Annotated in this window: 19 protein-coding genes; 10 read left to right on the top strand and 9 right to left on the bottom strand. The window is 69.9% G+C overall.

Annotated features, from left to right (window positions below):
- The first annotated feature begins 89 nt into the window (after positions 1 to 89).
- The 3 genes from KIK09_RS36920 (at position 90) to KIK09_RS36910 (ending at position 3,186) form a co-directional block, all read left to right on the top strand.
- A complete protein-coding gene (locus tag KIK09_RS36920) occupies positions 90 to 305 on the top strand; it encodes a helix-turn-helix domain-containing protein (protein ID WP_020547488.1) in 216 nt (71 codons plus the stop codon).
- Between the two features lie 120 nt (positions 306 to 425).
- Complete coding sequence (locus tag KIK09_RS36915) at positions 426 to 1,226, top strand: enoyl-CoA hydratase/isomerase family protein (RefSeq protein WP_214324078.1); 801 nt, start codon at positions 426 to 428, stop codon at positions 1,224 to 1,226.
- A gap of 73 nt (positions 1,227 to 1,299) precedes the next feature.
- Complete coding sequence (locus tag KIK09_RS36910; RefSeq protein WP_214324077.1) at positions 1,300 to 3,186, top strand: ABC transporter ATP-binding protein; 1,887 nt, start codon at positions 1,300 to 1,302, stop codon at positions 3,184 to 3,186.
- Here KIK09_RS36910 and KIK09_RS36905 read toward each other — a convergent pair.
- A complete protein-coding gene (locus KIK09_RS36905) occupies positions 3,158 to 4,042 on the bottom strand; it encodes a sulfotransferase family protein (RefSeq protein WP_214324076.1) in 885 nt (294 codons plus the stop codon). The two genes, KIK09_RS36910 and KIK09_RS36905, sit on opposite strands and share 29 nt — an antisense overlap.
- Before the next feature lie 30 nt (positions 4,043 to 4,072).
- On the opposite strand from KIK09_RS36905, the gene KIK09_RS36900 reads away from it, so the two are divergent.
- On the top strand, positions 4,073 to 4,984 hold the full coding sequence (locus KIK09_RS36900; protein ID WP_308164528.1) for a S66 peptidase family protein: 912 nt from the start codon (positions 4,073 to 4,075) through the stop codon (positions 4,982 to 4,984).
- A 41-nt stretch (positions 4,985 to 5,025) separates the two neighbouring features.
- Positions 5,026 to 5,952, top strand: coding sequence for a hypothetical protein (locus tag KIK09_RS36895; protein WP_214324074.1), 927 nt, complete (start codon positions 5,026 to 5,028; stop codon positions 5,950 to 5,952).
- A 93-nt stretch (positions 5,953 to 6,045) separates the two neighbouring features.
- Here the strand turns inward: KIK09_RS36895 and KIK09_RS36890 are convergent, their stop codons facing one another.
- Together KIK09_RS36890 and yczE are read right to left on the bottom strand one after the other, a co-directional pair.
- Positions 6,046 to 7,800: a glycoside hydrolase family 15 protein gene (locus tag KIK09_RS36890; protein ID WP_214324073.1), complete on the bottom strand. Its 1,755-nt coding sequence runs from the start codon at positions 7,798 to 7,800 to the stop codon at positions 6,046 to 6,048.
- The gene (gene yczE / locus KIK09_RS36885; protein ID WP_214324072.1) at positions 7,776 to 8,402 is read right to left on the bottom strand and encodes a membrane protein YczE; all 627 of its coding nucleotides are present in this window, start codon (positions 8,400 to 8,402) and stop codon (positions 7,776 to 7,778) included. Before yczE ends, KIK09_RS36890 begins: the two co-directional genes overlap by 25 nt.
- A 63-nt stretch (positions 8,403 to 8,465) precedes the next feature.
- Here yczE and yczR point away from each other — a divergent pair, with 63 nt between their 5' ends.
- A complete protein-coding gene (gene yczR / locus KIK09_RS36880; RefSeq protein ID WP_214324071.1) occupies positions 8,466 to 9,893 on the top strand; it encodes a MocR-like transcription factor YczR in 1,428 nt (475 codons plus the stop codon).
- Here the strand turns inward: yczR and KIK09_RS36875 are convergent.
- Positions 9,877 to 10,491, bottom strand: a complete 615-nt coding sequence (locus tag KIK09_RS36875; protein ID WP_214324070.1) for a trimeric intracellular cation channel family protein — start codon at positions 10,489 to 10,491, stop codon at positions 9,877 to 9,879. The genes yczR and KIK09_RS36875 overlap by 17 nt on opposite strands.
- A 10-nt stretch (positions 10,492 to 10,501) precedes the next feature.
- Positions 10,502 to 11,989, bottom strand: coding sequence for a peptide MFS transporter (locus KIK09_RS36870; protein ID WP_214324069.1), 1,488 nt, complete (start codon positions 11,987 to 11,989; stop codon positions 10,502 to 10,504).
- A 136-nt stretch (positions 11,990 to 12,125) separates the two neighbouring features.
- Between KIK09_RS36870 and KIK09_RS36865 the strand changes: the two genes are divergently transcribed.
- From KIK09_RS36865 to KIK09_RS36855, 3 genes are all read left to right on the top strand, one after another.
- Positions 12,126 to 13,964 (top strand): AMP-dependent synthetase/ligase, encoded by a 1,839-nt coding sequence (locus KIK09_RS36865; protein ID WP_214324068.1) that lies wholly within the window; start codon positions 12,126 to 12,128, stop codon positions 13,962 to 13,964.
- A 73-nt stretch (positions 13,965 to 14,037) separates the two neighbouring features.
- Positions 14,038 to 14,793: a hypothetical protein gene (locus tag KIK09_RS36860; RefSeq protein ID WP_214324067.1), complete on the top strand. Its 756-nt coding sequence runs from the start codon at positions 14,038 to 14,040 to the stop codon at positions 14,791 to 14,793.
- A 95-nt stretch (positions 14,794 to 14,888) separates the two neighbouring features.
- Entirely contained in the window at positions 14,889 to 15,374 is a 486-nt protein-coding gene (locus tag KIK09_RS36855) for a hypothetical protein (RefSeq protein WP_214324066.1), read from the top strand.
- A gap of 206 nt (positions 15,375 to 15,580) precedes the next feature.
- Here the strand turns inward: KIK09_RS36855 and KIK09_RS36850 are convergent, their stop codons facing one another.
- Positions 15,581 to 16,735, bottom strand: a complete 1,155-nt coding sequence (locus KIK09_RS36850) for an RtcB family protein (RefSeq protein ID WP_214324065.1) — start codon at positions 16,733 to 16,735, stop codon at positions 15,581 to 15,583.
- 677 nt (positions 16,736 to 17,412) lie between these two features.
- Here KIK09_RS36850 and KIK09_RS36845 point away from each other — a divergent pair.
- On the top strand, positions 17,413 to 17,877 hold the full coding sequence (locus tag KIK09_RS36845; RefSeq protein WP_214324064.1) for an orotate phosphoribosyltransferase: 465 nt from the start codon (positions 17,413 to 17,415) through the stop codon (positions 17,875 to 17,877).
- Positions 17,878 to 18,086: 209 nt separating this feature from the next.
- Here the strand turns inward: KIK09_RS36845 and moaA are convergent, their stop codons facing one another.
- The 3 genes from moaA to KIK09_RS36830 form a co-directional block, all read right to left on the bottom strand.
- The gene (gene moaA, locus KIK09_RS36840; RefSeq protein WP_214324063.1) at positions 18,087 to 19,076 is read right to left on the bottom strand and encodes a GTP 3',8-cyclase MoaA; all 990 of its coding nucleotides are present in this window, start codon (positions 19,074 to 19,076) and stop codon (positions 18,087 to 18,089) included.
- Positions 19,077 to 19,251: 175 nt separating this feature from the next.
- Complete coding sequence (locus tag KIK09_RS36835) at positions 19,252 to 20,505, bottom strand: amidohydrolase (protein WP_214324062.1); 1,254 nt, start codon at positions 20,503 to 20,505, stop codon at positions 19,252 to 19,254.
- Between the two features lie 96 nt (positions 20,506 to 20,601).
- Positions 20,602 to 21,246, bottom strand: coding sequence for a tyrosine-protein phosphatase (locus KIK09_RS36830; RefSeq protein ID WP_214324061.1), 645 nt, complete (start codon positions 21,244 to 21,246; stop codon positions 20,602 to 20,604).
- Between the last annotated feature and the right edge of the window lie 32 nt (positions 21,247 to 21,278).

Raw genomic sequence — 21,278 nt, 5'->3', positions numbered from 1 at the left:
TTTTCCCGTGGAGTAGGTAGCCGATCCCGCTGAAATGACTGATCATGGCGGAGTAACGCTGCGGAAGTCCGGCACTACAGGAGGTACTCGTGGCCGAGACACTGAAGAAGGGCACCCGGGTCACCGGGGCCGACCGGGAAAAACTGGCCGGCGATCTCAAGAAGCGCTACGCCGCGGGTGAGAGCATCCGCGCGCTGGCCGCTTCCACCGGCCGGTCCTACGGGTTCATCCACCGCATCCTGAGCGAGTCCGGCGTGACTCTGCGCGGGCGCGGCGGGGCGACTCGAGGCAAGTCCAAGCGCTGACGGCCGCCTCGGAACGTGCGACCGCAGCCGCTCGTCCCTAGTCAGCCACCGTCGCGCCCGGGCCAGAATCATATTCTGTAAGCTCGGGCGCGACGGCTCAGTGCACGACAGGAGCGGGCGATGACGGAAGCACAGGCGCAACAGCGCGGGGGGTTCGCGGAGGCCGATGGTGGCCTGCGCTTCGAGGTGGACGGTGAGATAGCGACGATCACGCTGGACCGGGCAGAGAAGCGGAACGCACAGACGTTCGCGACCTGGTCGGCCTTGGCCCGCATCGGCGAGAACCTGCCGGAGCAGGTGCGCGTCGTCGTCGTGAAAGGTGAGGGACCGTCCTTCTCGGCAGGCATCGACCTGCGGATGTTCACACCTGAGGGGGTGCCGGGACAAGGGTCGTTCGGTTCGACGGCCAAACTCCCGAACGAGAGGTTCGAGCAGCGACTCGGACAGGCACAGCAAGGTTTCCTATGGCTGCGCCGACCGGAGATCGTCTCCATCGCGGCCGTGCAGGGGCACGCGATCGGCGCGGGATTCCAACTGGCGCTCGCCTGCGATCTGCGGATCGTGGCGGACGACGTCAAGTTCTGTATGAAAGAGCCGGCTCTGGGGCTGGTGCCCGATCTGACCGGGACCAAGCCGCTGGTGGAGCTGGTCGGCCTGGCCAAGGCCATCGACATCTGCCTGACGGCCAGGATCGTGGAGGCCGACGAGGCGCTTCGCATAGGCCTCGCGGAGAAAGTGGTCGCCGGGGGCGACCTGGCGAAAGCCGTGGAAGACAAGATCGCGGAGCTGCTGTCGGTCAACAGGGACGCGGCGGTGGCGACCAAGCGACTCCTCCAGGGAGCGCGATCGCGCTCCCTGGAGGAGCAGAGCAAGGCCGAAGGCCTGGAACAGGCCGCGCGCCTCAGAGCGCTCTTCGGCTGATTACGCGGTGAGCTGATCGGGGAATCGCGAGTCCCTCTGGCACGCTGTGCGGGGTGGAGAAGGGATCCCCTCGATGGCGATGATGGGCGGGGGCTTCGGCCCCCACGCGATGATGTCGCTGCGCCGCGACAGCTCGGTGGTCAAGGAGCGGCTCAAGCCCGGCACGGTCCGGCGGATCGCCGGTTACGCCAGGCCATATCTGTGGCAGATCACGGCCTTCCTGATCGTGGTCGTCGTGGGCGCGGTCATCGTGATCGTCAACCCGCTGCTGATGAAGGCGATCATCGACGACGGCATCCTGCCCAGGAACGCCCGGGTCGTGGTCGGGCTGGCGGTCGCGATCGGCGTGCTCGCGCTGGTGAGCGCCGGGCTGACGCTGGTGCAGCGCTGGTTCTCCGTGCGCATCGGCGAAGGCCTGATCTACAACCTGCGCACCGAGGTGTTCGAGCACGTCCAGCGCATGCCGGTGGCCTTCTTCATGCGCGCGCAGACCGGCGCGCTGGTCTCCCGGCTCAACTCCGACGTCATCGGCGCGCAGCGCGCGCTGACCTCCACGCTGTCGTCGGTGGTCTCCAACGTCATCAGCCTCGTCCTGGTGCTCGGCGCCATGATCGCGCTGTCGTGGCAGGTCACTCTCGTCGCGCTGGTGCTGCTGCCGATCTTCATCGTGCCCGCCAAGTACGTCGGCCGCCGCATGTCCGCCCTCACCCGCGAGCAGATGCAGCTCGACGCCGAGATGAGCTCGGTCATGACCGAGCGCTTCAACGTCGCCGGCGCGATGGTCGCCAAGCTGTACGGCAGGCCGCGCGAGGACGGCGAGATGTTCGGCGCCCGAGCCGCCCGGGTCCGCGACGTCGGCGTGACCGTGGGCATGTACGGCACGATCTTCGGCGTGGCGCTCGGCCTGGTCGCCTCGCTGGCCACGGCGCTGGTCTACGGCATCGGCGGCGTGCTGGCCGTGGACGGCGCCTTCGAGCTGGGCACGCTGGTGGCGCTGACCGCGCTGCTGACCCGCCTGTACGGGCCGCTGACATCGTTGTCGAACGTGCACGTGGACGTGATGACCGCGCTGGTCAGCTTCGACCGGGTCTTCGAGATCCTGGACCTGAAGCCGATGGTGTCGCAGAAGCCGGACGCCCGGCCGATCCCCGACGGGCCCGTCTCGATCGAGTTCGACGACGTGCGCTTCCGCTACCCGGCCGCCGAGGACGTCTCGCTGGCCTCGCTCGAGTCCGTCGCCCGGCAGGACACGGGCCCCTCGAACCCGGTGCTGAAGGGCGTGTCGTTCACCGCCAAGCCGGGGCAGCTCATCGCGCTGGTCGGCCATTCGGGGGCGGGCAAGACCACGATCACCTCGCTGGTGTCGCGCCTGTACGACGTCGACGAGGGCGTCGTGCGGATCAACGGGCTCGACGTGCGCGACGCCACGCTCGACTCGCTGCGCGACACCGTCGGAGTGGTCATGCAGGACGCTCATCTCTACCACGACACGATCGGGGCCAACCTGCGCTATGCCAGGCCACAGGCCACCGACGAGGAGATCTGGGAGGCACTCAGGGCCGCGCAGATCGGTGAGCTGGTCGAGTCGCTGCCCGAGCAGCTCGACACCGTGGTGGGCGAGCGCGGCTACCGGCTGTCCGGCGGCGAGAAGCAGCGGCTGGCGCTGGCCAGGCTGCTGCTGAAGGCGCCGCGCGTGGTGGTGCTCGACGAGGCCACCGCGCACCTGGACTCCGAGTCCGAGGCCGCCGTGCAGCAGGCGCTCAAGACCGCCCTGGCGGGCCGTACGTCGCTGGTGATCGCGCACCGGCTGTCGACGATCAGGGAGGCCGACGAGATCCTGGTCGTGCAGGACGGGCGGATCGCCGAGCGGGGCGGGCACGACGAGCTGCTGGCGCGCGACGGGCTGTACGCCGAGCTGTACCGCACCCAGTTCAGCTCGTCAGGTAGCCCAGGCGTGTGAGCTCGTCCCTGGCCACCTTCTGCACCAGCTCCACTTCGTCGCCGCGCAGGCGGGTGCGCCACGATCCCACCTTGGGGATCCGCCTGCCGTACAGGGCGACCTTGGAGACGCGCGCCTCCAGGAACTCCGAGACGGAGGCGATGGTCTGGGCGGGCTGCAGCACCAGGTCCTCGTAGCGCAGGGTCAGCAGCTGCTCGGCGGGCAGCTCGCGGCGCAGCGTGGCGCTCAGGCGGATCGCGCTGCGCCAGCGCAGGGCGCTCTTGCCGGCGTCCGGCATGCTCTTCCAGCGCTCGCGATGCTCGTCGCGGTTGACGCCCAGGAACGGGTTGGGGAACTCGGTGTGCTCGCCGAGCATGGCCGGCTTGAACCAGGCCTGGCAGGCCGGGTCGCCCATCATGTCCACGGCCACGTCCCTGCCGTCGCGGATGAGCTGTACGAAGCGCGCGTCGGGGAAGGCGCGGTGCAGCACCTCGGCGCTGTAGAGCAGGTCGGGGCTGGCGTCGCCGAAGCGGACGACGGTGTTGGTGGACACGCACGGCCCCAGGCCGGTCACGCCGCCGGCCTCCCTGCACGGCGCCGAGCACAGCCCGCACGAGCCGGGCAGCACCTGCCACGCCTCGGCCAGCGCGTCGCGCAGCACGCGGGCGGCGCCCGAGCTCTGTCCGATGGACGGCTTGCGGGCGAAGGCGTACACCACGTGCGCCACCGACGCGCGTCCCGTCGTCAGGTGGAAGCCGGGTGACCGTTTCAGGGCGCGGCCCAGCAGGTCCGCGCCGGAATGCGGGGCTCCGAGCAGGAAGACCGGCCGGCGGACCTTGATGCCGTTGACCACGAGGATGTGGGGCGGAAGTCGCATACGGCTGTTAAGTGTGACACCGTTTGCCCCGTGAACGAGCCACTGGCCATCCGCCCTGGTGACACCGTAGCCGTGGTGTCACCGTCGGGCACGCCCGACGCCATCCGGCTCAAGCGCGGCGTCGAGCGGCTGGAGAGCCTGGGGCTGAAAGTGGTGGTCGGCGCGCACGTGCTCGACCGCCAGGGCCTGGCCTACCTGGCGGGCCCCGACGCGGTCCGCGCGGCCGACCTGCAGTCCGCCTGGTGCGACCCGGCCGTCACCGCGGTGTTCTGCTCCCGCGGCGGTTACGGCGCGGCCAGGCTGCTCCACCTGCTTGACTGGGCCGCGATGCGGGCCGCGGGCCCCAAGACGCTGATCGGCTCGAGCGACGTCACCGCGCTGCACCACGCCTTCTCCTTCGAGCTCGGCTGGCCCACCCTGCACGGCCCGATGCCCGCCTGCGAGACCCTCGCCGACGAGCGCCACCCCGAGCCGCGCACCTGGCAGAACCTCCAGGCCGCCCTGTACGGCAGGCCGCACCCCGTCGTGGGCGACAGGGTGCTCGTGCCAGGGCGGGCCCAGGGCGTCCTGGCAGGCGGTAACCTGTCGTTGCTCGCCTCGATGTGCGGGACCCCCTACCACCCCTCCTTCGACGGCAAGATCGCCTTCCTGGAGGACGTGGGGGAGGACCCCTACCGCATCGACCGGATGCTGACCCAGTTGCTGCACGCCGGGGCCTTCCGCGGGGTCCGCGGGATCGCGCTCGGCTCGTGGGTCGACTGCGGCGACCCTTACCCTGTGCTACTCGACAGGCTCGGCCCGCTGGGGGTTCCCATCCTGGCCGGACTGCCAGTAGGCCATGGATCGCCGCAGTTGAGTGTGTGGCTTGGGACTCTTGGGGTTATCGATACCGAATCGTGCTCGCTGGCTGGTCAGTTCCGCGACGAGGACCAGGCAAGGTAGAGACACGCATAGGGACGAATCCGACAAGGGGGACACGGCGCGTGAAATTCTTCGAGCGTGACCGAGACCCCTCGCGGCGCCCCATCGAGGACGTCGACCTGGACTCGCTGCTCGCGCTCGTGGCCGAATCGCTCGGCTACACCTGCGACTTCGCCCAGGACGGCACGTCGATGACGCTGCGCGGCGGCACCCCCGCGTGGGACACGGTGGTCGCGGGTCTTCCCATCGGCCCTTCCAAACGCCCGGCGGAGATCCTCGTCCGGCTCACTGGACTGCGCCGCGAGGCGGGCCGCAGGGCCCGCGAGGACTGGCCCATGCTCGTCTCCGAGCACCTGTCGCACGTCGTCGCCGATGCGGGCGAGCGCGTGGACGTCTGCGACCTGGACCAGGTCCGTCCGCTGCTGCGCACCAGGATCGACCCGGTCGACGACATCGCGGACCTGACCCGGGTGGTGGGCCGCCACCTCAACGCCGACCTGGTGGAGCTGCTCACGGTCGGCACCCGCCCGGTCCGCCCCGAGCAGGCCGGCTGCTGGCCCGTGCCGTCAGGGCAGGCGCTGGAGCTGGCGGTGTCCAACGTGCACGCCGACGAGAAGCTCACCACCGAGACGATCGAGCTGTCGGGCACGCCCGTCACCCGCCTGACCGGCCGCACCCCGGCCACGGCCACCCACCTGCGCTGGCTGGCCGACTACCTGCCTGTGCCCAGGGACGGCGTGCTGGTGGTGCTGCCCGATCCCTACACGCTGCTGGTCCACCCGGTGGACGGCATCGGCGTGGTCCGCGCGCTCGAGCGCCTGCGGGTCCACGCGGCCAAGGTCAACGGGCTCAGCGACCAGGTGTACTGGTGGCACGAGTCGCGCCTGACGCGCATCAGGGCTGACATCGTCTTCCAGGACGGCCAGACCCGCCTCGTGGTCGCCCCGCCCCCGGAGTTCGCCCGCGTCCTGGCCAGGCTGGCCGTCTAGCCGAGGCCGCGAGCGAACGCGATGAAGATCGTCGTGGCGCCGAATACCGCCCCGACCCGCACAGCGTCTTCATGACCAGAGGGCTCTGAGCCGTCAGGACAGGGCGCGGGCGGCCAGCACCAGGGGGACGTGGCTGAAGGCCTGGGGGAAGTTGCCGACCAGGCGGCCGTAGCGGGGGTCGTACTCCTCGGCCAGCAGGCCCACGTCGTTGCGCAGGTCGAGCAGCCGCTCGAACAGCTGGGCCGCCTCCTCCTTGCGCCCCTGCCTGGCCATCACCTCGACCAGCCAGAAGCTGCACGCCAGGAAGGCGCCCTCCCCGCCGGGCAGGCCGTCCACGTCGTTGTCCTCCGCCACCGGGTAGCGCAGCACGAACCCGTCCGACAGCAGCTCCTTCTCGATGGCCGCCACCGTGCCCGTGATGCGCGGGTCGTCCACCGGCAGGAAGCCGACGATCGGCATCAGCAGCAGCGAGGCGTCCAGCTCCGTCGAGCCGTAGGACTGGGTGAAGGTGTTGCGGACCGGGTCGTAGGCCTTGGCGCAGATCTCGGCGTGAATGGTCTCGCGCAGCTCCCGCCAGCGCTCGACCGGGCCCTGCCGGCCGAAGTTCTCCACGTAGCGGATCGCGCGGTCCATCGCCGCCCAGCACATGACCTTGGAGTGGGTGAAGTGCCTGCGGGGGCCGCGCACCTCCCACAGCCCCTCGTCGGGCTCGTCCCAGTGCTCCTCCACGTAGTCGAGCAGCTCCCGCTGGATCGACCAGGCCCGGTCGTCGGCGCCGAGGCCCGAGGTGCGCGAGGAGTACAGGCAGGCCATCACCTCGCCGTAGACGTCGAGCTGGAGCTGTTTGACGGCGTTGTTGCCGATGCGGACGGGGCGGGAGTCCTCGTAGCCGTCCAGCCACTCCAGTTCCAGCTCGGGCAGGCGGCGCTCGCCGGCCACGCTGTACATGATCTGCAGGTCCTGCGGGCGGCCCGCGATGGCGCGCAGCAGCCAGGCGCGCCAGGCCGCGGCCTCGTCGAGGTAGCCGGAGCCGATGAGCGCGTCCAGCGTCATCGTGGCGTCGCGCAGCCAGCAGAAGCGGTAGTCCCAGTTGCGCACGCCGCCCAGGTCCTCGGGCAGCGAGGTGGTGGGCGCGGCCACGATGCCGCCGGTGGGACCGTACGTCAGGGCCTTGAGGGTGATCAAGGAGCGGATCACGGCCTCGCGGTAGGGGCCCTTGTAGGTGCACTTGGCGACCCACTCGGCCCACAGGGCCTCGGTCTCGGCGAGCTGGTCCTCGCAGTGGATCTGGGTCGGCATCGGCTGGTGCGAGGGGTGCCAGGTGAACACGAACGGCAGCCGATCGCCCGCCTTGACCTGGAAGGTGGCCCGGTGCGCGTAGTCGCCGCCCTTCAGCGGCACGGGGGAGTGCAGCCAGACCGAGTCGGGCCCGCCGATGGCCTGCAGGTGGCCGTCGCTACGCCGCACCCAGGGCACGATGCGGCCGTAGTCGAAGCGGACCCGCAGCTGGGTGGAGACCTCCACGGTGCCGGAGACGCCCTCGACGATGCGGACCACGTCGGGGTTGACGTCGCGCGGCGGCATGAAGTCGATCACGCGGACCGTTCCGGTCGGGGTGTCCCACTCGCTTTCGAGGATCAGCGTGTCGGGACGGTAGCGGCGCCGGGTGGCGGGAGGGCGGCCAGTGGGGCCGATCCACCAGTGGCCGTTGCGCTCGCTGCCGAGGAGGGCGGAGAAGCACGAGGGGGAGTCGAATCTGGGCAGGCAGAGCCAGTCGATCGAACCGTCCCTGGCCACCAGACCCGCCGACTGCATGTCCCCGATCAGGGCGTAGTCCTCGATCTGCATGCATCAGACGGTACTCGCCGATCCGGAGAATTCCGATCAAGTGGGAACCATCTGGTGAAAATCTGCGTGACGGGTCCGATGGCGAACGCGAAGACCAGCGTCCCGACGCCGATGGTGCCGCCGAGCAGCCATCCCGCGGCCAGCACGGTGACCTGGATGACCCAGTTGGCCATCCGCACCGACAGCCCCAGCCGCACCAGACCGGTCATGACCCCGTCGCGCGGCCCGGCGCCCATGCCGGCGCCGATGTACAGGACGGTCGCCAGCCCGATCGACACCACCCCGAGAACCAGATACAGCCCGCTCACCGCCCAGTGCCCCGGCGAGGGCAGCGCCCACAGGGCCGCGTCGGCGAACAGGCCGAGGAAGACCACGTTGCTGAGGGTCCCGATGCCCGGCTTCTGCCGCAGGGGGATCCACAGCAGCATCACCAGCGCCCCGACCAGGATGATGATCGTGCCGATCGACAGCCCGGTGCGCAGGGCCAGCCCCTGGTGGAAGGCGTTCCACGGATCGTTGCCCAGCCCGGACTCCACCTGGAAGCCGATGCCGAGCCCATACAGTGCCAAACCGCCATATAGGCGGACGAGTCGCGCAAACATAGTGGCCCCACCATGGCAGGCCACTTCCTTGTCAAAACAGAGCCAATACTGAAAAGTGGCCTTATGAGGCATCTGAGTGCGGGACAGGTCGCACGGCTCGTCGACGTCCCACCCGCCGCGCGGCCGTACTACCGGGCCCTGGCCGACGCCGTCCGCACCCGCATCCTGGACGGGCAGATCCCCGTCCGCGTCCGCATGCCCGCCGAGCGGCACCTGGCCGAGACCCTGGGCGTCAGCCGCACCACCGTCACCGCCGCCTACGACCTGCTGCGCGAGCGCGGCTACCTGGAGAGCAGGCAGGGCTCGGGCAGCTGGACCGCGCTTCCCGACCCCACCACCACCGGCGACAACCCGTGGCTGGCCACCGACGACGAGGGCCTGCTCCAGCTCCACCCGGCCGCCCCGCCCGGCCCGACCGCGCTCAGGGAGGCGATGCTCGAGGCCGTCGAGGACGCCGCCAGGTACGGCATGGGCAACGGCTACCACCCGATGGGCCTGCCCGTCCTGCGCGAGCGGATCGCCGCCCACTACACCTCCCGCGGCCTGGCCACCCGCCCCGAGCAGATCCTCATCACCAGCGGCGCCCAGCACGCCATCCACACCGTCATGGGCCTGCTGATCGGCCCAGGCGACCCGGTGATGCTGGAATCCCCCACCTACCCGCACGCCATCGACTCGGTCCGCGGCCGCGGCGCCCGCATCGTGCCCGTCGGCGTCTCGCACGACGGCTGGCAGGTCGACCTGGTGGCCGCGGCCATGCGGCAGTCCGCGGCCCGCCTGGCCTACCTCATGCCCGACTTCCAGAACCCCACCGGCGCCCTCATGGACGACGCCACCCGCGCCGCCGTCGCCGGGGCCGCCCGCCGCAACGACACCACCCTGCTCGTGGACGAGACCTGGGCCGAGCTGGCCCTGGAGGAGGTGCCCGCCACCGCGCCGATGGCCGCCTTCGACACCGACAGCCGCATCATCACCATCGGCTCGGTCTCCAAGCTGTGGTGGGGCGGCCTGCGCATCGGCTGGATCCGCACCACCGCCGCGCTGGCCCGCCGCCTGGCCCAGCAGCGCGCGGCCGTGGACATCTCCAGCCCCGTGCTGGACCAGCTGGTGGTGGTCAGGCTGTTCGACCGGCTGGAGGAGACGCGGGCCGAGCGCCGCCGCAGGCTGCGCGCCTCGCGCGACGCGCTCGTGCTCGCGCTGCGAGAGCACCTGCCCGAATGGAGCTTCACGGTCCCGCGCGGCGGCGGCACGCTCTGGGTCCGGCTCGACAAGGGCGGCGCCACGTCCCTGGCCGACGCCGCCGCCTGCCACGGGGTACGACTGGCCCCTGGGCCGTGGTTCGGCGTGGAGGGGACGCTGGAGGGCTACCTGCGCCTGCCGTACACGCAGCCGCCGGGGGTCCTGGAGGAGGCGGTGGCCAGGATCGCGACGGCGCGGGCGCGGGGGCCGGTGGGCAACAGGCCGGCGGACACGCTCATTCCGATGGTTTGACGCCGCGGGCCAGCGGGGCGCGCCAGCCGTACCGCATGGCGGCGATGCGCAGCAGGAACGCCAGCACCGCCGAGGCCAGGACGGCGGGCCAGCCGTGCAGCCCGGCGGTGTACAGCCCTGCCATGGCCGCCGATCCCGCCAGGGCGGGCACCGCGTAGAGCTGGCGGTCGTACAGCAGTGTCGGGATCTCGCCGGCCAGCACGTCGCGCAGGATGCCGCCGCCGACGGCCGTGGTGACGCCGAGCAGCGCGGCGTGCAGCGGGGTCAGCTCGTAGATCAGCGCCTTCTCGGTGCCGACCGCGGCGAACAGGCCGAGACCCGCCGCGTCGAGCACCATGATGGCCGGCATCAGCCTGGCCACGTGCGGATGCCAGAACACCACGATGACCGTGGCCACGAGGGGAGCCAGCACGTAGCCCAGGCTCTGGAAGGCGGTGGGACGGACGTTGAGGATGAGGTCGCGCACGACGCCGCCGCCGAGCGCGGTCATCTCGGCGAGCACGGTCATGCCCACCACGTCCAGGCGTTTGCGCACGCCCATGAGCGCACCGGTCAGGGCGAAGACGAAGATGCCCGCGAGATCGAGGAGTTCCGACACGTGGCAATGTCTATCGGATGGGCGGACCCTCCGGTGCAGGGTGCTCCTTCATCATGCCGCGCAGCTTGCGGGTGAAGACGAACAGCGCGATCCCGGCCACGATCGCCATGGACGCCAGCACCAGGAAGTACACGGGGTCGGACATGATGCTGTTGAGCCGTCCGGTCTGGCCGCCGACCGCGTCGCCCACCGACACCGCGATGAACCAGACGCCCAGCATCTGGCCCTTGAACGCGTGCGGCGCCAGCTTCGTCGTCACCGACAGCCCCACCGGGCTCAGCGACAGCTCGCCGAACACCTGGATCAGGTAGACCAGCACCAGCCACCACACGCTCACCTTGCCGCTTTCGGCCAGCAAGGCCGCCGCGGCCATCACGACGAAGCTCAGACCCACCATGAGCAGCGCGAACCCGAACTTCTGCGACGTGGCCACCCGGTTGCCCAGCTTCACCCACAGCTTCGCGAAGATCGGCACGAAGATGATGATGAACAGCGGGTTGAACGACTGCGTGGTCGAGGCCTGGATGGGGATGCCGAACAGCGTCAGCGTGGTGTTGTGCTCGGCGAAGAACAGCAGCTTGCTGGGCGCCAGGTCGTAGATCATCCAGAAGATCGCGGCGGCGATGAACAGCCAGATGTAGGCCTTCATGTGCGTCCGCTCATCCTGGGTCAGCCCGTGCGCGCCGAGCAGGATGTAGCTGAAGTAGGCGACGGGCACGATCAGGATGATGATCGTCACCACCACCGTGAGCGCGTCGACCGTGAACGTGCCCGTGGCCACCCATGCCGCCATCGCGATCACCACGGCCAGCACGATGATCGAGACCAATCGGGAGACGCGCTTGCGCTCCTCGGGCGTCAGCGGCTCGCCCGGCTTGTCGCCGACGCCGCGCAGGGACTTGCGTCCCAGCACATACTGGAGCAGGCCGAGTGCCATGCCGAAGGCCGCCGCGCTGAAGCCCAGGTGCCAGCGGTTGTCGGCGGCCAGGTTGCCCACCACGATCGGGGCGAAGAACGCGCCCAGGTTGATGCCCAGGTAGAACAGCGAGAACCCGGCGTCGCGGCGGGCGTCCGCGTCCGCGGGGTACAGCTTGCCGACCATGACCGAGATGTTCGGCTTGAGCAGCCCGGTGCCGACGATGATGGTCGACAGGCCCAGCCAGATGAAGAACGACCCGCTGATCGGGATCGCCATGAAGATGTGGCCCACCATGATGATGAAGCCGCCCCAGAACACCGAACGGCGCGGCCCCAGGACCCGGTCGGCCACCCAGCCGCCCGGCAGCGCCACCAGGTAGATCAGCGCGCCGTACACGCCCACCACGGCCGTCGCGGTCTGCTCGCTCATCCCCAGGCCGCCCATCGCCGGCGAGGCCGCCAGGAACAGGGCCAGGATGGCGCGCAGGCCGTACCAGGAGAAGCGCTCCCACATCTCGGTGCCGAACAGCGTCGCCAGGCCCCAGGGATGGCCGAAGAACGTCCGCTCGCGCTTGTTCATGCGTCCCCCCGACACCACATCGCGTACGTATCAGATCACTCTACGTGACACTTGTCCTAGATTCTTGCCGCTACCCCGTCCGCGTGGTGCGATACATGCCTCTCGTGCAGGTGAATGCTTTCTGGAGGCGGGTGCCATGGCCGATGTCCTCGACGTCCAGGCGGAGATCGCCGATCTCATAGCCGGCCGTACCGTGTGCGAGCAACTCAGGCAGCTCGCCGAGCGCCACCCCGAAGCGCCCGCCTACTCCGACCCCGCCGAGGACGGCTGGGCCACGCTCAGTTACGGCCAGGCGCGCCGCCGGATCCTGGAGATCGCCGCCGGGCTCGCCGCGCTCGGGCTGGAGCCGGGGGAGGCCGTGGCGCTGATGATGATCAACCGCAGCGAGCACGTGCTGGCCGACCTCGGCGCCGTGCACGCCGGCGGCGTCGGCTGCACGATCTACTCGACTTTCGCCCCCGACCAGATCGCCTTCGTCGTCAACGACGTGGCCGCCCGCTACGCCGTCATCGGCGGCCCCGCGGAGCTGGCGCGCTGGGAGCCGGTGCTCGGCGAGCTGACCGGCCTGCGCAGGATCATCATGCTCGACGGCGCGCCCTCCGGCGACGAGCGGTTCATGGCCTGGGACGACTTCCTGGCACTGGGACGCGAGCGGCTCGAGGCCGACCCGGCCGCGGTCGACGCCCGCTGGCAGGCCGTCACCGCCGACGACACGCTCACCGTCCTGTACACCTCCGGCACCACAGGCATGCCCAAGGGCGTCCCGCTCAGCCACGCCAACGTCTTCTACGAGGTCGAGGCCACCGACAAGCTCACCAGGCTGCCCTTCCAGGGCACGCAGATCTCATACCTCACCTACGCCCACATCGCCGAGCGCGTGCTCTCCCTCTACCTGCCGCTGGTCAAGGTCTCCCACGTGTACTTCTGCACCGACCTGGCCAACCTCGGCAGCACGCTGGGCCAGGTCAGGCCGATGATGTTCTTCGGCGTCCCGCGCGTGTGGGAGAAGATGATGGCCCGCCTGCTGGCCGTCCTGGCCACCCAGCCGGAAGAGCGGCAGCAGGCCGTACGGCAGGCCATGGCGGCGGGCAGGGCCTACGTCGAGGCAGGACAGTACGGCAGGACGAGCACGCCCGAGATCGAGGCCGCCTACCAGGAGGCGGACAAGGCCGTCCTGGCGCCCGTACGCGGCCTGATCGGCTTCGACCGCGCCGAGTGGACCGCCACCGGCGCCGCGCCGCTGCCCCCCGAGGTGCAGAACTTCTACGCCGGGCTCGGGCTGAAGGTCATCGACGTGTACGGCATGACAGAGACGACCGGCGCCTTCACCGGCAACAGCCCCTCCTGCTACCGCCTGGGCACCGTCGGCAGAGCAGAGCCGGGCGTCGAGGTCCGCATCGCCGAGGACGGCGAGATCCTCACCCGCAGCCCGCTCAACACCAGCGGCTACCTCAACCGGCCCGAGGCCACCGCCGACCTGCTCGACGACGACGGCTGGCTGCACACCGGCGACATCGGCTCCGTCGACGAGGACGGCTTCTACCGGGTCGTCGACCGCAAGAAGGAGCTGATCATCACCTCGGGCGGCGAGAACATCTCCCCGGCCGGGATCGAGAACCACCTCAAGGAGCACCAGCTCGTCGGCCAGGCGCTGGCCTTCGGCGACAACCGGCCCTACCCGGTGGCCGTGCTCACGCTCGACGGCGAGGTGGCGCCCGGCTGGGCCCAGGCGCGCGGCATCACCTTCGGCTCGCTGGCCGAGCTGGCCGAGCATCCCGAGGTGCTCAAGGAGGTGGAGGCCGCGATCGAGGCGGCCAACGCCAAGCTGGCCCGCGTACAGCAGGTCAAGAAGTGGGCGCTGCTCGGCGTGGAATGGACGGCCGAGACCGAGGAACTCACCCCCAGCCTGAAGCTGAAGAGGCGGATCATCCACGCGAAATACGCCGACATCATCGAAGGCCTCTACTCCGGATGATCTTCCGGGCTTTGCCAAACGGGGCCTGTGTCGTAACCATGGTCATTACCGGACGGTTCCTACCGTCTCGATCATGACCAGAAGACTGCTTCTCGTCTCGCTCGCGGCGGGAGCGCTCACGACGCCACTGCCGGCGTCCTCCGCCGCGACCGAGCTCGCCATCAACGGGATCACCGTACGGCCGGCCGAGCCGGTCGTACGGCCCAGCGGGTCCGTACGGCTCGTCATCGACGTCATCGCCAAGGGGGTGGCGGGGAAGGACGGGGTCACCATCAAGGTCGAGCCCGGCGCCCCGCCCGCCCAGGCTCCTTCCGCGACGCCCTCCCCCTCGCCCTCCCCGTCCCCCGGTGCCGGTCTGCGGCTGGCGCACGCCGGTGACGGCTGGGAGACCTGGCGCTTCCTGCCCCAGAAGGGGCTCAACCGGTTCTACCCGGCGGGCCCGTGGACGATCACCGCGACCGCCAAGGGCGCCGACGGGGAGGTCGTCACGCAGTACGCCTCGTTCCAGCTCAGGCGCGAGACCCGGCTGACGTCCGTGCGCGTGGGGAAGGCGCGCGAGACGCACGGGGTCCGGCTGAGCGGGTGGCTCAACAAGGTCGACCCCAGCGGCTACAGCGACTACGTGCCCTTCGGCGGGCAGAAGGTGGAGATCCTCTACCGCAAGGAGGCCACCGACATCTGGGAGGTGGCGGGCACGGCCGTGACCAAGTCGACCGGGGCTTTCGGGCGCACGATCCAGGACCGGCCCAACGGGTACTGGCGCATCCGCTTCCCCGGAACCGGGCATTACGCGCCAAAATACTCTTCAATTAGAAAAATCGGTGAATAACCGGCGTTGTGAAATTGTGATCGCGCGTTTTGCAACTTTTCTTCACCCCGTGTCGTCATTCGCGTTGACATGTCACACGGGGAAGGAAGTTTCCGATGATGCGACGTCTCGCCGCCGGCCTGGCGGCGACCGCGCTCGGTGTGACGGCGCTGGCGACGGCGGCCTCACCCGCGATGGCCGATCCCGATCCCGACTATGACGGCGGCTACACCAGCCTCTCGCTCGACGTGAACCCGGAGCCCGCCTGGCGCGGCAGGCCCCTGGACATCGACGGCAGGCTGTCGGTGAAGTGCGAAGAGGACTACATCGACGGCTTCACCCAGGTGCTGCACTCCGACTGGTGCAAGAAGGACGAGCGCTGGCACCGCCTCGGCGGCAAGCGCATCGTCCTGCTGTTCCAGCCCGACGGCTCCGGCCGGTGGGAGTACGTGGACACGGTCAGGACCGACGGCAGCGGCTACTTCCACGACGAAGTGCCCGCCTACACCTCCGGCACCTGGCGCGCGATCTTCGAGGGCTCGCACCACCTGCGCTCCGCAGAGGCCACCGACTGGGTGAAGGTCATCGGCCGCCACCACTGAGAACCGCTCCACAAGAACGCCCGGCCCACCCGGCCGGGCGTTCCGCTGTCCAGCTACCATCACGCCCGCCGCGAGCGCGCGAGGTGCAGCTAGACGGCGGTCTGCCGCGAAGCTCGCGCCGATTCCTCAGGAAGGCGACACAAACGGGATGACGCCCCCGCCAAGCTACTGGGCGAGGGCGTCTCGGGTTGTCCCGCTCGGGATCGTCATCCCTTGTAGTTGAAGATCTGCCGCAAGGTGTGCTGCACCTCCACCAGGTCCTTCTGGTCTGCCATGACCTGGTCGATCGACTTGTACGCCTCCGGGTGCTCGTCCACCAGCGCGGCAGCTCGATCGGCGTTCCAGGTGCGGCCCCTCATCGCCTGGGTCAGGGATGCGGCGGACAGCTCCCGCTTGGCCTTGGTGCGGGACATGCGGCGGCCCGCGCCGTGGGCGCAGGAGTTGTACGACTCGGGGTTTCCGCGGCCGCGGACGATGTACGAGCAGGCGCCCATCGAACCGGGGATTACGCCTTCGTCGTTGGTGTCGGCCTTGATGGCGCCCTTGCGGGTGATCCAGAGGGTCTTGCCGTAGTGGGTTTCCTGCTGGGTGAAGTTGTGGTGGCAGTTGATCGTGCGGAGGCGCTGGCCCTTGCCGACCACGCGGAAGAGGGCGTTGATGAGGACCTTGTCCATGCGGGCACGTGAGGCCATGGCGTAGTGCTGGGACCAGAGCATGTCCTCGATGTACGCGGTGAACTCGGGGGTGCTCTGGATGAGGTATGCCAGGTCCGGGTCCTCCAGGCCGATGGCCTGCTTCTTCATCAGCTTCTTGGCGCCCACGATGTGCATCGTGGCGAGCTGGTTGCCGATGCCGCGGGAGCCCGAGTGCAGGACCGTCCAGACATGGTCACGCTCGTCGAGGCAGACCTCGACGAAGTGGTTGCCGGAGCCGAGGGTGCCGAACTGGTCGGCTACCTTCCTGGTCTGCTTCGGGTTGAGGTCGGTGTGGGGGAGCCCGAGGTCGCTGAGGGCGCGGTCCACCGACGGGTCGTCGTGGCCCTTGCCGACGCCGGCGGGGATGCGGTGCTCCACCATCGGCATCAGCGCGGCCAGGGTGTCAGGCAGGTCCGCGGCCGTGAGCGTCGTCTCCGTGGCCACCATTCCGCAGCCGATGTCCACGCCGACGGCGGCGGGAATGATCGCGTTTTCGGTCGGGATGACCGAGCCCACCGTCGCACCGATGCCCACATGTGCGTCTGGCATGAGAGCGACGTGGCCGGAAACGAACGGCAGGCGGGCAGCGCGTGCGGCCTGCAGGATCGCGCCTTCGTCGATCTCGCTGGCCCACGACAGCAGGTTCGGTGCGGGCTGGTTCGGCATTTCGTGAATCTCCTTACTGGTTGATGATCAGTTTGGCGGCACCAGGAAGGAAATCCCACTCATTTTATCGCCAAAGGGCTTTCTTGGACGTGTACGGCACGCGGGCCGAGGTCCGTACCCCCGCCCTCGACACGTGTCCCTCCGTCGGCGTCAACTCCGTCTGTGCGGCAGGGGTGTGAGCCGCGTGGAAGCCGCAGGGCGGCGGTATCCGAAGACGGAGTTGACACCTCGGTCGGGACACACAATCTGTCGGCTGTCGGGGGCGGGGGAATGTGGCCGTGGGATGAAACGACCACGAGCAGGGAGCCGACACCTCGCTCAAGGAAGCGTCGCCAGGTGCACACACTCAGGACAGGCACGAAGCGCCCTTGCGGAGAACCATGACCACCGTGCCACGCCGGCCGATCAACGAGGCGCCCCAACTGCGGGTTCGGGCGGGACTGTGCAACACATCGATGATCTTCGCACGAGTGCCGACCTTTGAACTCATGAGACGGGCTCGGACGCGAGATCGCGGCGTCCCATGCTGTACGCCACCACTACCGCTCCCCGTCGCACCAGACCACCAGGCTTCTGGTCTCCGGAGATGTCACGGATGTCTGCGAGACTGGTTGCCTGTGACACGGTCTGACTTAGCTCGCAGGATTCTTTCCGCCGCCCACCTCACTGGCCATTTCGTGCTCCGCTCAGGACGTACGACCACCGAGTACTTCGACAAGTACAGATTCGAGGGCGACCCGGTTCTGCTGGACGACATCGCTCGGGCGATGGCTCCCCTGGTCCCGAGAGGCATCGAGGTGCTGGCCGGGCTCGAGATGGGCGGGATCCCGGTGGTCACCGCCCTCGGCCGGCACACCGGCCTGCCGTGCGCGTTCGTTCGTAAGCAGGCCAAGACGTACGGGACCTGCCGCCTGGCCGAAGGCGCCGATGTGGCGGGACGGCGGGTTCTGGTCGTTGAGGATGTCGTCACCAGCGGCGGCCAGGTCGTCCTGTCCACCGCCGAACTGCGCAACCTAGGGGCCCAGATCAGCGAGGCGCTGTGCGTCATCGACCGCGAACAGGGAGGTGCGGCAGCGCTGGCCGCGGAAGGCGTCAGCCTCTCATCGTTGTTGACCGCCACCGACCTGCGCACGACAAGCTGATCCGGGTAGGCCCCACGAGCGGGCGCCCCTGACAAAGCGAGGGACACAGGCCGAGCCGACCTTCACCGTGCAGGAGCTGGAAGCGCGGGGTGGAGTGTCGGAAGGATCCGGGGGATCCCCGGTGCCTACAAGGATCTCGAGTCGGTCATGGCCGATCTGGGGCGCACCTGCACCAAGGGCTGACCGTTTCAGCCGTACCGGAAGGGCGGTCAGCCGCCGATGGCGGACATCGGGCGGGCCGGCTGGAGGAAGGACGGGTCGTCGATGCCGTGGCCGGCCCGCTTGCCGGCGACCGCGGCGACCCAGCGGGCCGCGAGCTCGTCGTCGGTGGCGCCGGAGCGGAGGGCCGCCTTGAGGTCGGACTCCTCCCTGGCGAACAGGCAGTTGCGGATCTGGCCGTCGGCGGTGAGCCTGACCCGGTCGCAGGCGCCGCAGAACGGGCGCGTCACCGAGCCGATGACGCCCACGCGCGCAGGACCGCCGTCGACCAGGAACCGCTCGGCGGGCGCGCTGCCGCGCTCCTCCAGGTCGTCGGGCGACAGGTCGAAGGCCGCCGACAGCAGGTCGAGGATCTCGTCCGCGGTGATCATGGTGGCGCGGTCCCAGCCGTGCTGCGCGTCGAGCGGCATCTGCTCGATGAAGCGCAGCTCGTAGCCGTGGTCGAGGCAGAAGCGCAGCAGCGAGACCGCCTCGTGGTCGTTGACGTCGCGCATCAGCACCGCGTTGACCTTGACCGGCCGCAAACCGGCGCGTTCGGCGGCGCCCAGGCCCTCGATGACATCGGCGAAGCGGTCGCGGTGCGCCAGGCGCTTGAACGTCTCAGGCTCCAGCGTGTCGAGCGAGACGTTGACCCGGTCGAGCCCGGCGGCGGCCAGCGGCTCGGCCAGGCGGGCCAGGCCGATGCCGTTCGTGGTGAGCGAGATCTGCGGGCGCGGGGCGAGCGCGGCGGTGCGGGCCACGATGTCGACCAGCTCGCGGCGCAGCAGCGGCTCGCCGCCGGTGTAGCGGACCTCGGTGATCCCCAGCCGCTCGACGCCGATCCGCACCAGGCGCACGATCTCGTCGGCGGTCAGCAGTTGCGCGTTGGGCAGCCAGTCGAGACCCTCGGGCGGCATGCAGTACGTGCAGCGCAGGTTGCACTTGTCGGTGAGGGACACCCGAAGATCGGTCGCCACCCTGCCGAACGCGTCCTTCAGCACCGGGGGTCACCTCCTTTTCGTCCGTGCTGCCAGCCTACGACGACCGTGACCGGTCGGCGGACTCGACCGGGCGTTCGAAGTGTAACGACTTTCGGCGCGGTCCCCGCAGGTTTCGTAGGGCGCCACCAGGCCCCGTACCTGGATAGGAGATCATCTTGTGCTTTCGTACGGCACGTCAGGGCGTCTGGAGCCAGTGGAGCGCGGCGGCGGTCATGGTCGTGGTGCCCACCTCCAGGGTCGGCGAGATGACGGGCGCGAAGGTGGGGGAGTGGTTGACCGGGATGTCGTCCGCGAGGGTGCCCTTCTCGACGGCGGCCGCGTAGGCGGCCGGGTCGGCGCCGCCGAAGTACCAGTAGACCAGCGGCACCCCCAGGGCCGTGGCCAGGTCGCCGATGTCCTCGCTGGCCATCGCCGGAGGCATCTGCTCGACGTTGGCCGCCCCGAGGACCGCGCGGAAGGCGTCAGCGGTCCGTGAGGTCGCCTCGGGATCGTTGCGGAGCACAGGGAACGTGTCGATGGTGGAGATATCGGGCTTGCGGGGAGCGCCGGAAGCGAACGCCTCCGACTCGACGATGCGCTGGACCGCCGCCAGCACCCGCGAACGGACGTCCTCGGTGTAGGTCCGGATGTTGACGAGCAGTTCCGCCTCGTCGGGGATGACGTTGTCCTTGGTGCCCGCGTTGATCGCCCCGACGGTCACCACCGCCGTCTCGGTCCCGCCGATCTCCCGCGAGACCACGGTCTGCAGCCGCATCACGATCGCGGCCGCCATGACGACCGGGTCCACCGTCCGCTCGGGCAGCGAGCCGTGGCCGCCCCGCCCGAACAGGTGTACCCGCAGCGCGTCGGTGGCCGCCAGCGCGTCGCCGGGGCAGTAGGCCACCTTGCCCGCGGGGATCGGCATCACGTGCTGCCCCAGCACGACCTCGGGCTTGCCGAACCGGTCGTAGAGCCCGTCGGCCACCATCGCCTTGGCTCCCGAGCCGACCTCCTCGCCCGGCTGGAAGACGGCCATCACCGTGCCCGACCACCGGTCCCTGCGCCCCGCCAGCAGCGTCAGCGCCCCCAGCAGGCAGGTCACGTGCATGTCGTGCCCGCAGGCGTGCATCACGGGCGTCCCGTCGAGCGCCGTCGCCATGCTCGCGTACGGCAGGCCGGTGCGCTCCTTGACGGGCAGCGCGTCCATGTCGGCCCGCAGCAGCACCGTGGGCCCCGCGCCGTTGCGCAGCAGCCCGACGACGCCCGTGCGGCCGATCCCGGTGGCCACCTCCACGCCGAGCACCGCCAGCCGCTTGGCGACCTTGTCCGCGGTCTGGGTCTCGGCGAAGGACAGCTCCGGATGGAGGTGCAGGTCGCGGTAGCAGTCCTCCAGGTCGGCGCGCAGGTGGGCGTTGAGCCCGCGCAGCACGTCCTGCGTGCGTTCGTCCATGATGGGTCCCCCTGTGATCACAACCGCGTGTTGCGGCGAAGCACACTCCGACGATGACATGCCGGACCCTGGTTGAGCTGGGACGACGCGCCGTACTCAGGGCTCGAGCATGGCCCGGCGCAGCCGGGAGACCCGCTCGGGATCCAGGCCGTGCGCCACGAGCAGCTTCTCCGCACCGCCGCGCTCCTCCAGCGCGGCCAGCAGTGTGCGCATCGCGCTCTCCGGTGCCTGCCTGAGCGCGGGCCCCACCTCCTCGCGTACGGCGAGCATCTCCAGCACCGCGGGCAGGTGGTCGGCGGTGAGCGCGTAGTCGCGCACGATCGCGTCGTGGCCGACGCCCAGCAGGTCGAGGATCAGCGCGACCACGATCCCCGTGCGGTCCTTGCCCGCCGCGCAGTGCACCAGCGCGGGCAGCCCGTCGGCGATCTCGCCGACGACCCGCGCGAACCAGGCGGTCCTGTGATCGAGCAGCAGCACGTACAACTCGCCGAGCGGCATGTCGGGCGGCAGCGAGGCGGGTGAGCCCGCCTCGTCGGGACCCAGCCGGATCACCCGCAGTCCCGGATCCCAGTCGTCCTCGGTCCGCTCCCGCGCCCCGCGCAGGTCGGCGATCAGGCGCAGGCGGGAGACGAGCTCCACGTCCTCGGCGGACAGGCTGTGCGGCTGGGCGGAGCGGTAGAGGACGCCGGGCCGCAGCGACGCGCCGGCGGTCGCCACGTCGCGCAGGTTGAGCAGGGGCATGCGGTCATGGTCCGGTGGGCAGGTGGCCGCCG

It is taken from the genome of Nonomuraea sediminis, assembly GCF_018531495.1.
Lineage (GTDB): Bacteria > Actinomycetota > Actinomycetes > Streptosporangiales > Streptosporangiaceae > Nonomuraea > Nonomuraea sediminis.
Note: the sequence above shows the minus strand (reverse complement) of the source record. Positions and strands in the feature narration are given on the sequence as shown.

Excerpts from the sequence above, each read along its gene's own strand:
- KIK09_RS36835 (WP_214324062.1), bottom strand. The coding sequence starts at position 20,505 with ATGGACGAACGCACGCAGGACGTGCTGCGCGGGCTCAACGCCCACCTG.
- KIK09_RS36910 (WP_214324077.1), top strand. The coding sequence starts at position 1,300 with ATGGCGATGATGGGCGGGGGCTTCGGCCCCCACGCGATGATGTCGCTG.
- KIK09_RS36865 (WP_214324068.1), top strand. The coding sequence starts at position 12,126 with ATGGCCGATGTCCTCGACGTCCAGGCGGAGATCGCCGATCTCATAGCC.
- KIK09_RS36890 (WP_214324073.1), bottom strand. The coding sequence starts at position 7,800 with ATGCAGATCGAGGACTACGCCCTGATCGGGGACATGCAGTCGGCGGGT.
- yczE (WP_214324072.1), bottom strand. The coding sequence starts at position 8,402 with ATGTTTGCGCGACTCGTCCGCCTATATGGCGGTTTGGCACTGTATGGG.
- KIK09_RS36860 (WP_214324067.1), top strand. The coding sequence starts at position 14,038 with ATGACCAGAAGACTGCTTCTCGTCTCGCTCGCGGCGGGAGCGCTCACG.
- yczR (WP_214324071.1), top strand. The coding sequence starts at position 8,466 with ATGAGGCATCTGAGTGCGGGACAGGTCGCACGGCTCGTCGACGTCCCA.
- KIK09_RS36905 (WP_214324076.1), bottom strand. The coding sequence starts at position 4,042 with ATGCGACTTCCGCCCCACATCCTCGTGGTCAACGGCATCAAGGTCCGC.
- KIK09_RS36850 (WP_214324065.1), bottom strand. The coding sequence starts at position 16,735 with ATGCCGAACCAGCCCGCACCGAACCTGCTGTCGTGGGCCAGCGAGATC.
- KIK09_RS36915 (WP_214324078.1), top strand. The coding sequence starts at position 426 with ATGACGGAAGCACAGGCGCAACAGCGCGGGGGGTTCGCGGAGGCCGAT.
- KIK09_RS36870 (WP_214324069.1), bottom strand. The coding sequence starts at position 11,989 with ATGAACAAGCGCGAGCGGACGTTCTTCGGCCATCCCTGGGGCCTGGCG.
- KIK09_RS36855 (WP_214324066.1), top strand. The coding sequence starts at position 14,889 with ATGATGCGACGTCTCGCCGCCGGCCTGGCGGCGACCGCGCTCGGTGTG.
- KIK09_RS36830 (WP_214324061.1), bottom strand. The coding sequence starts at position 21,246 with ATGCCCCTGCTCAACCTGCGCGACGTGGCGACCGCCGGCGCGTCGCTG.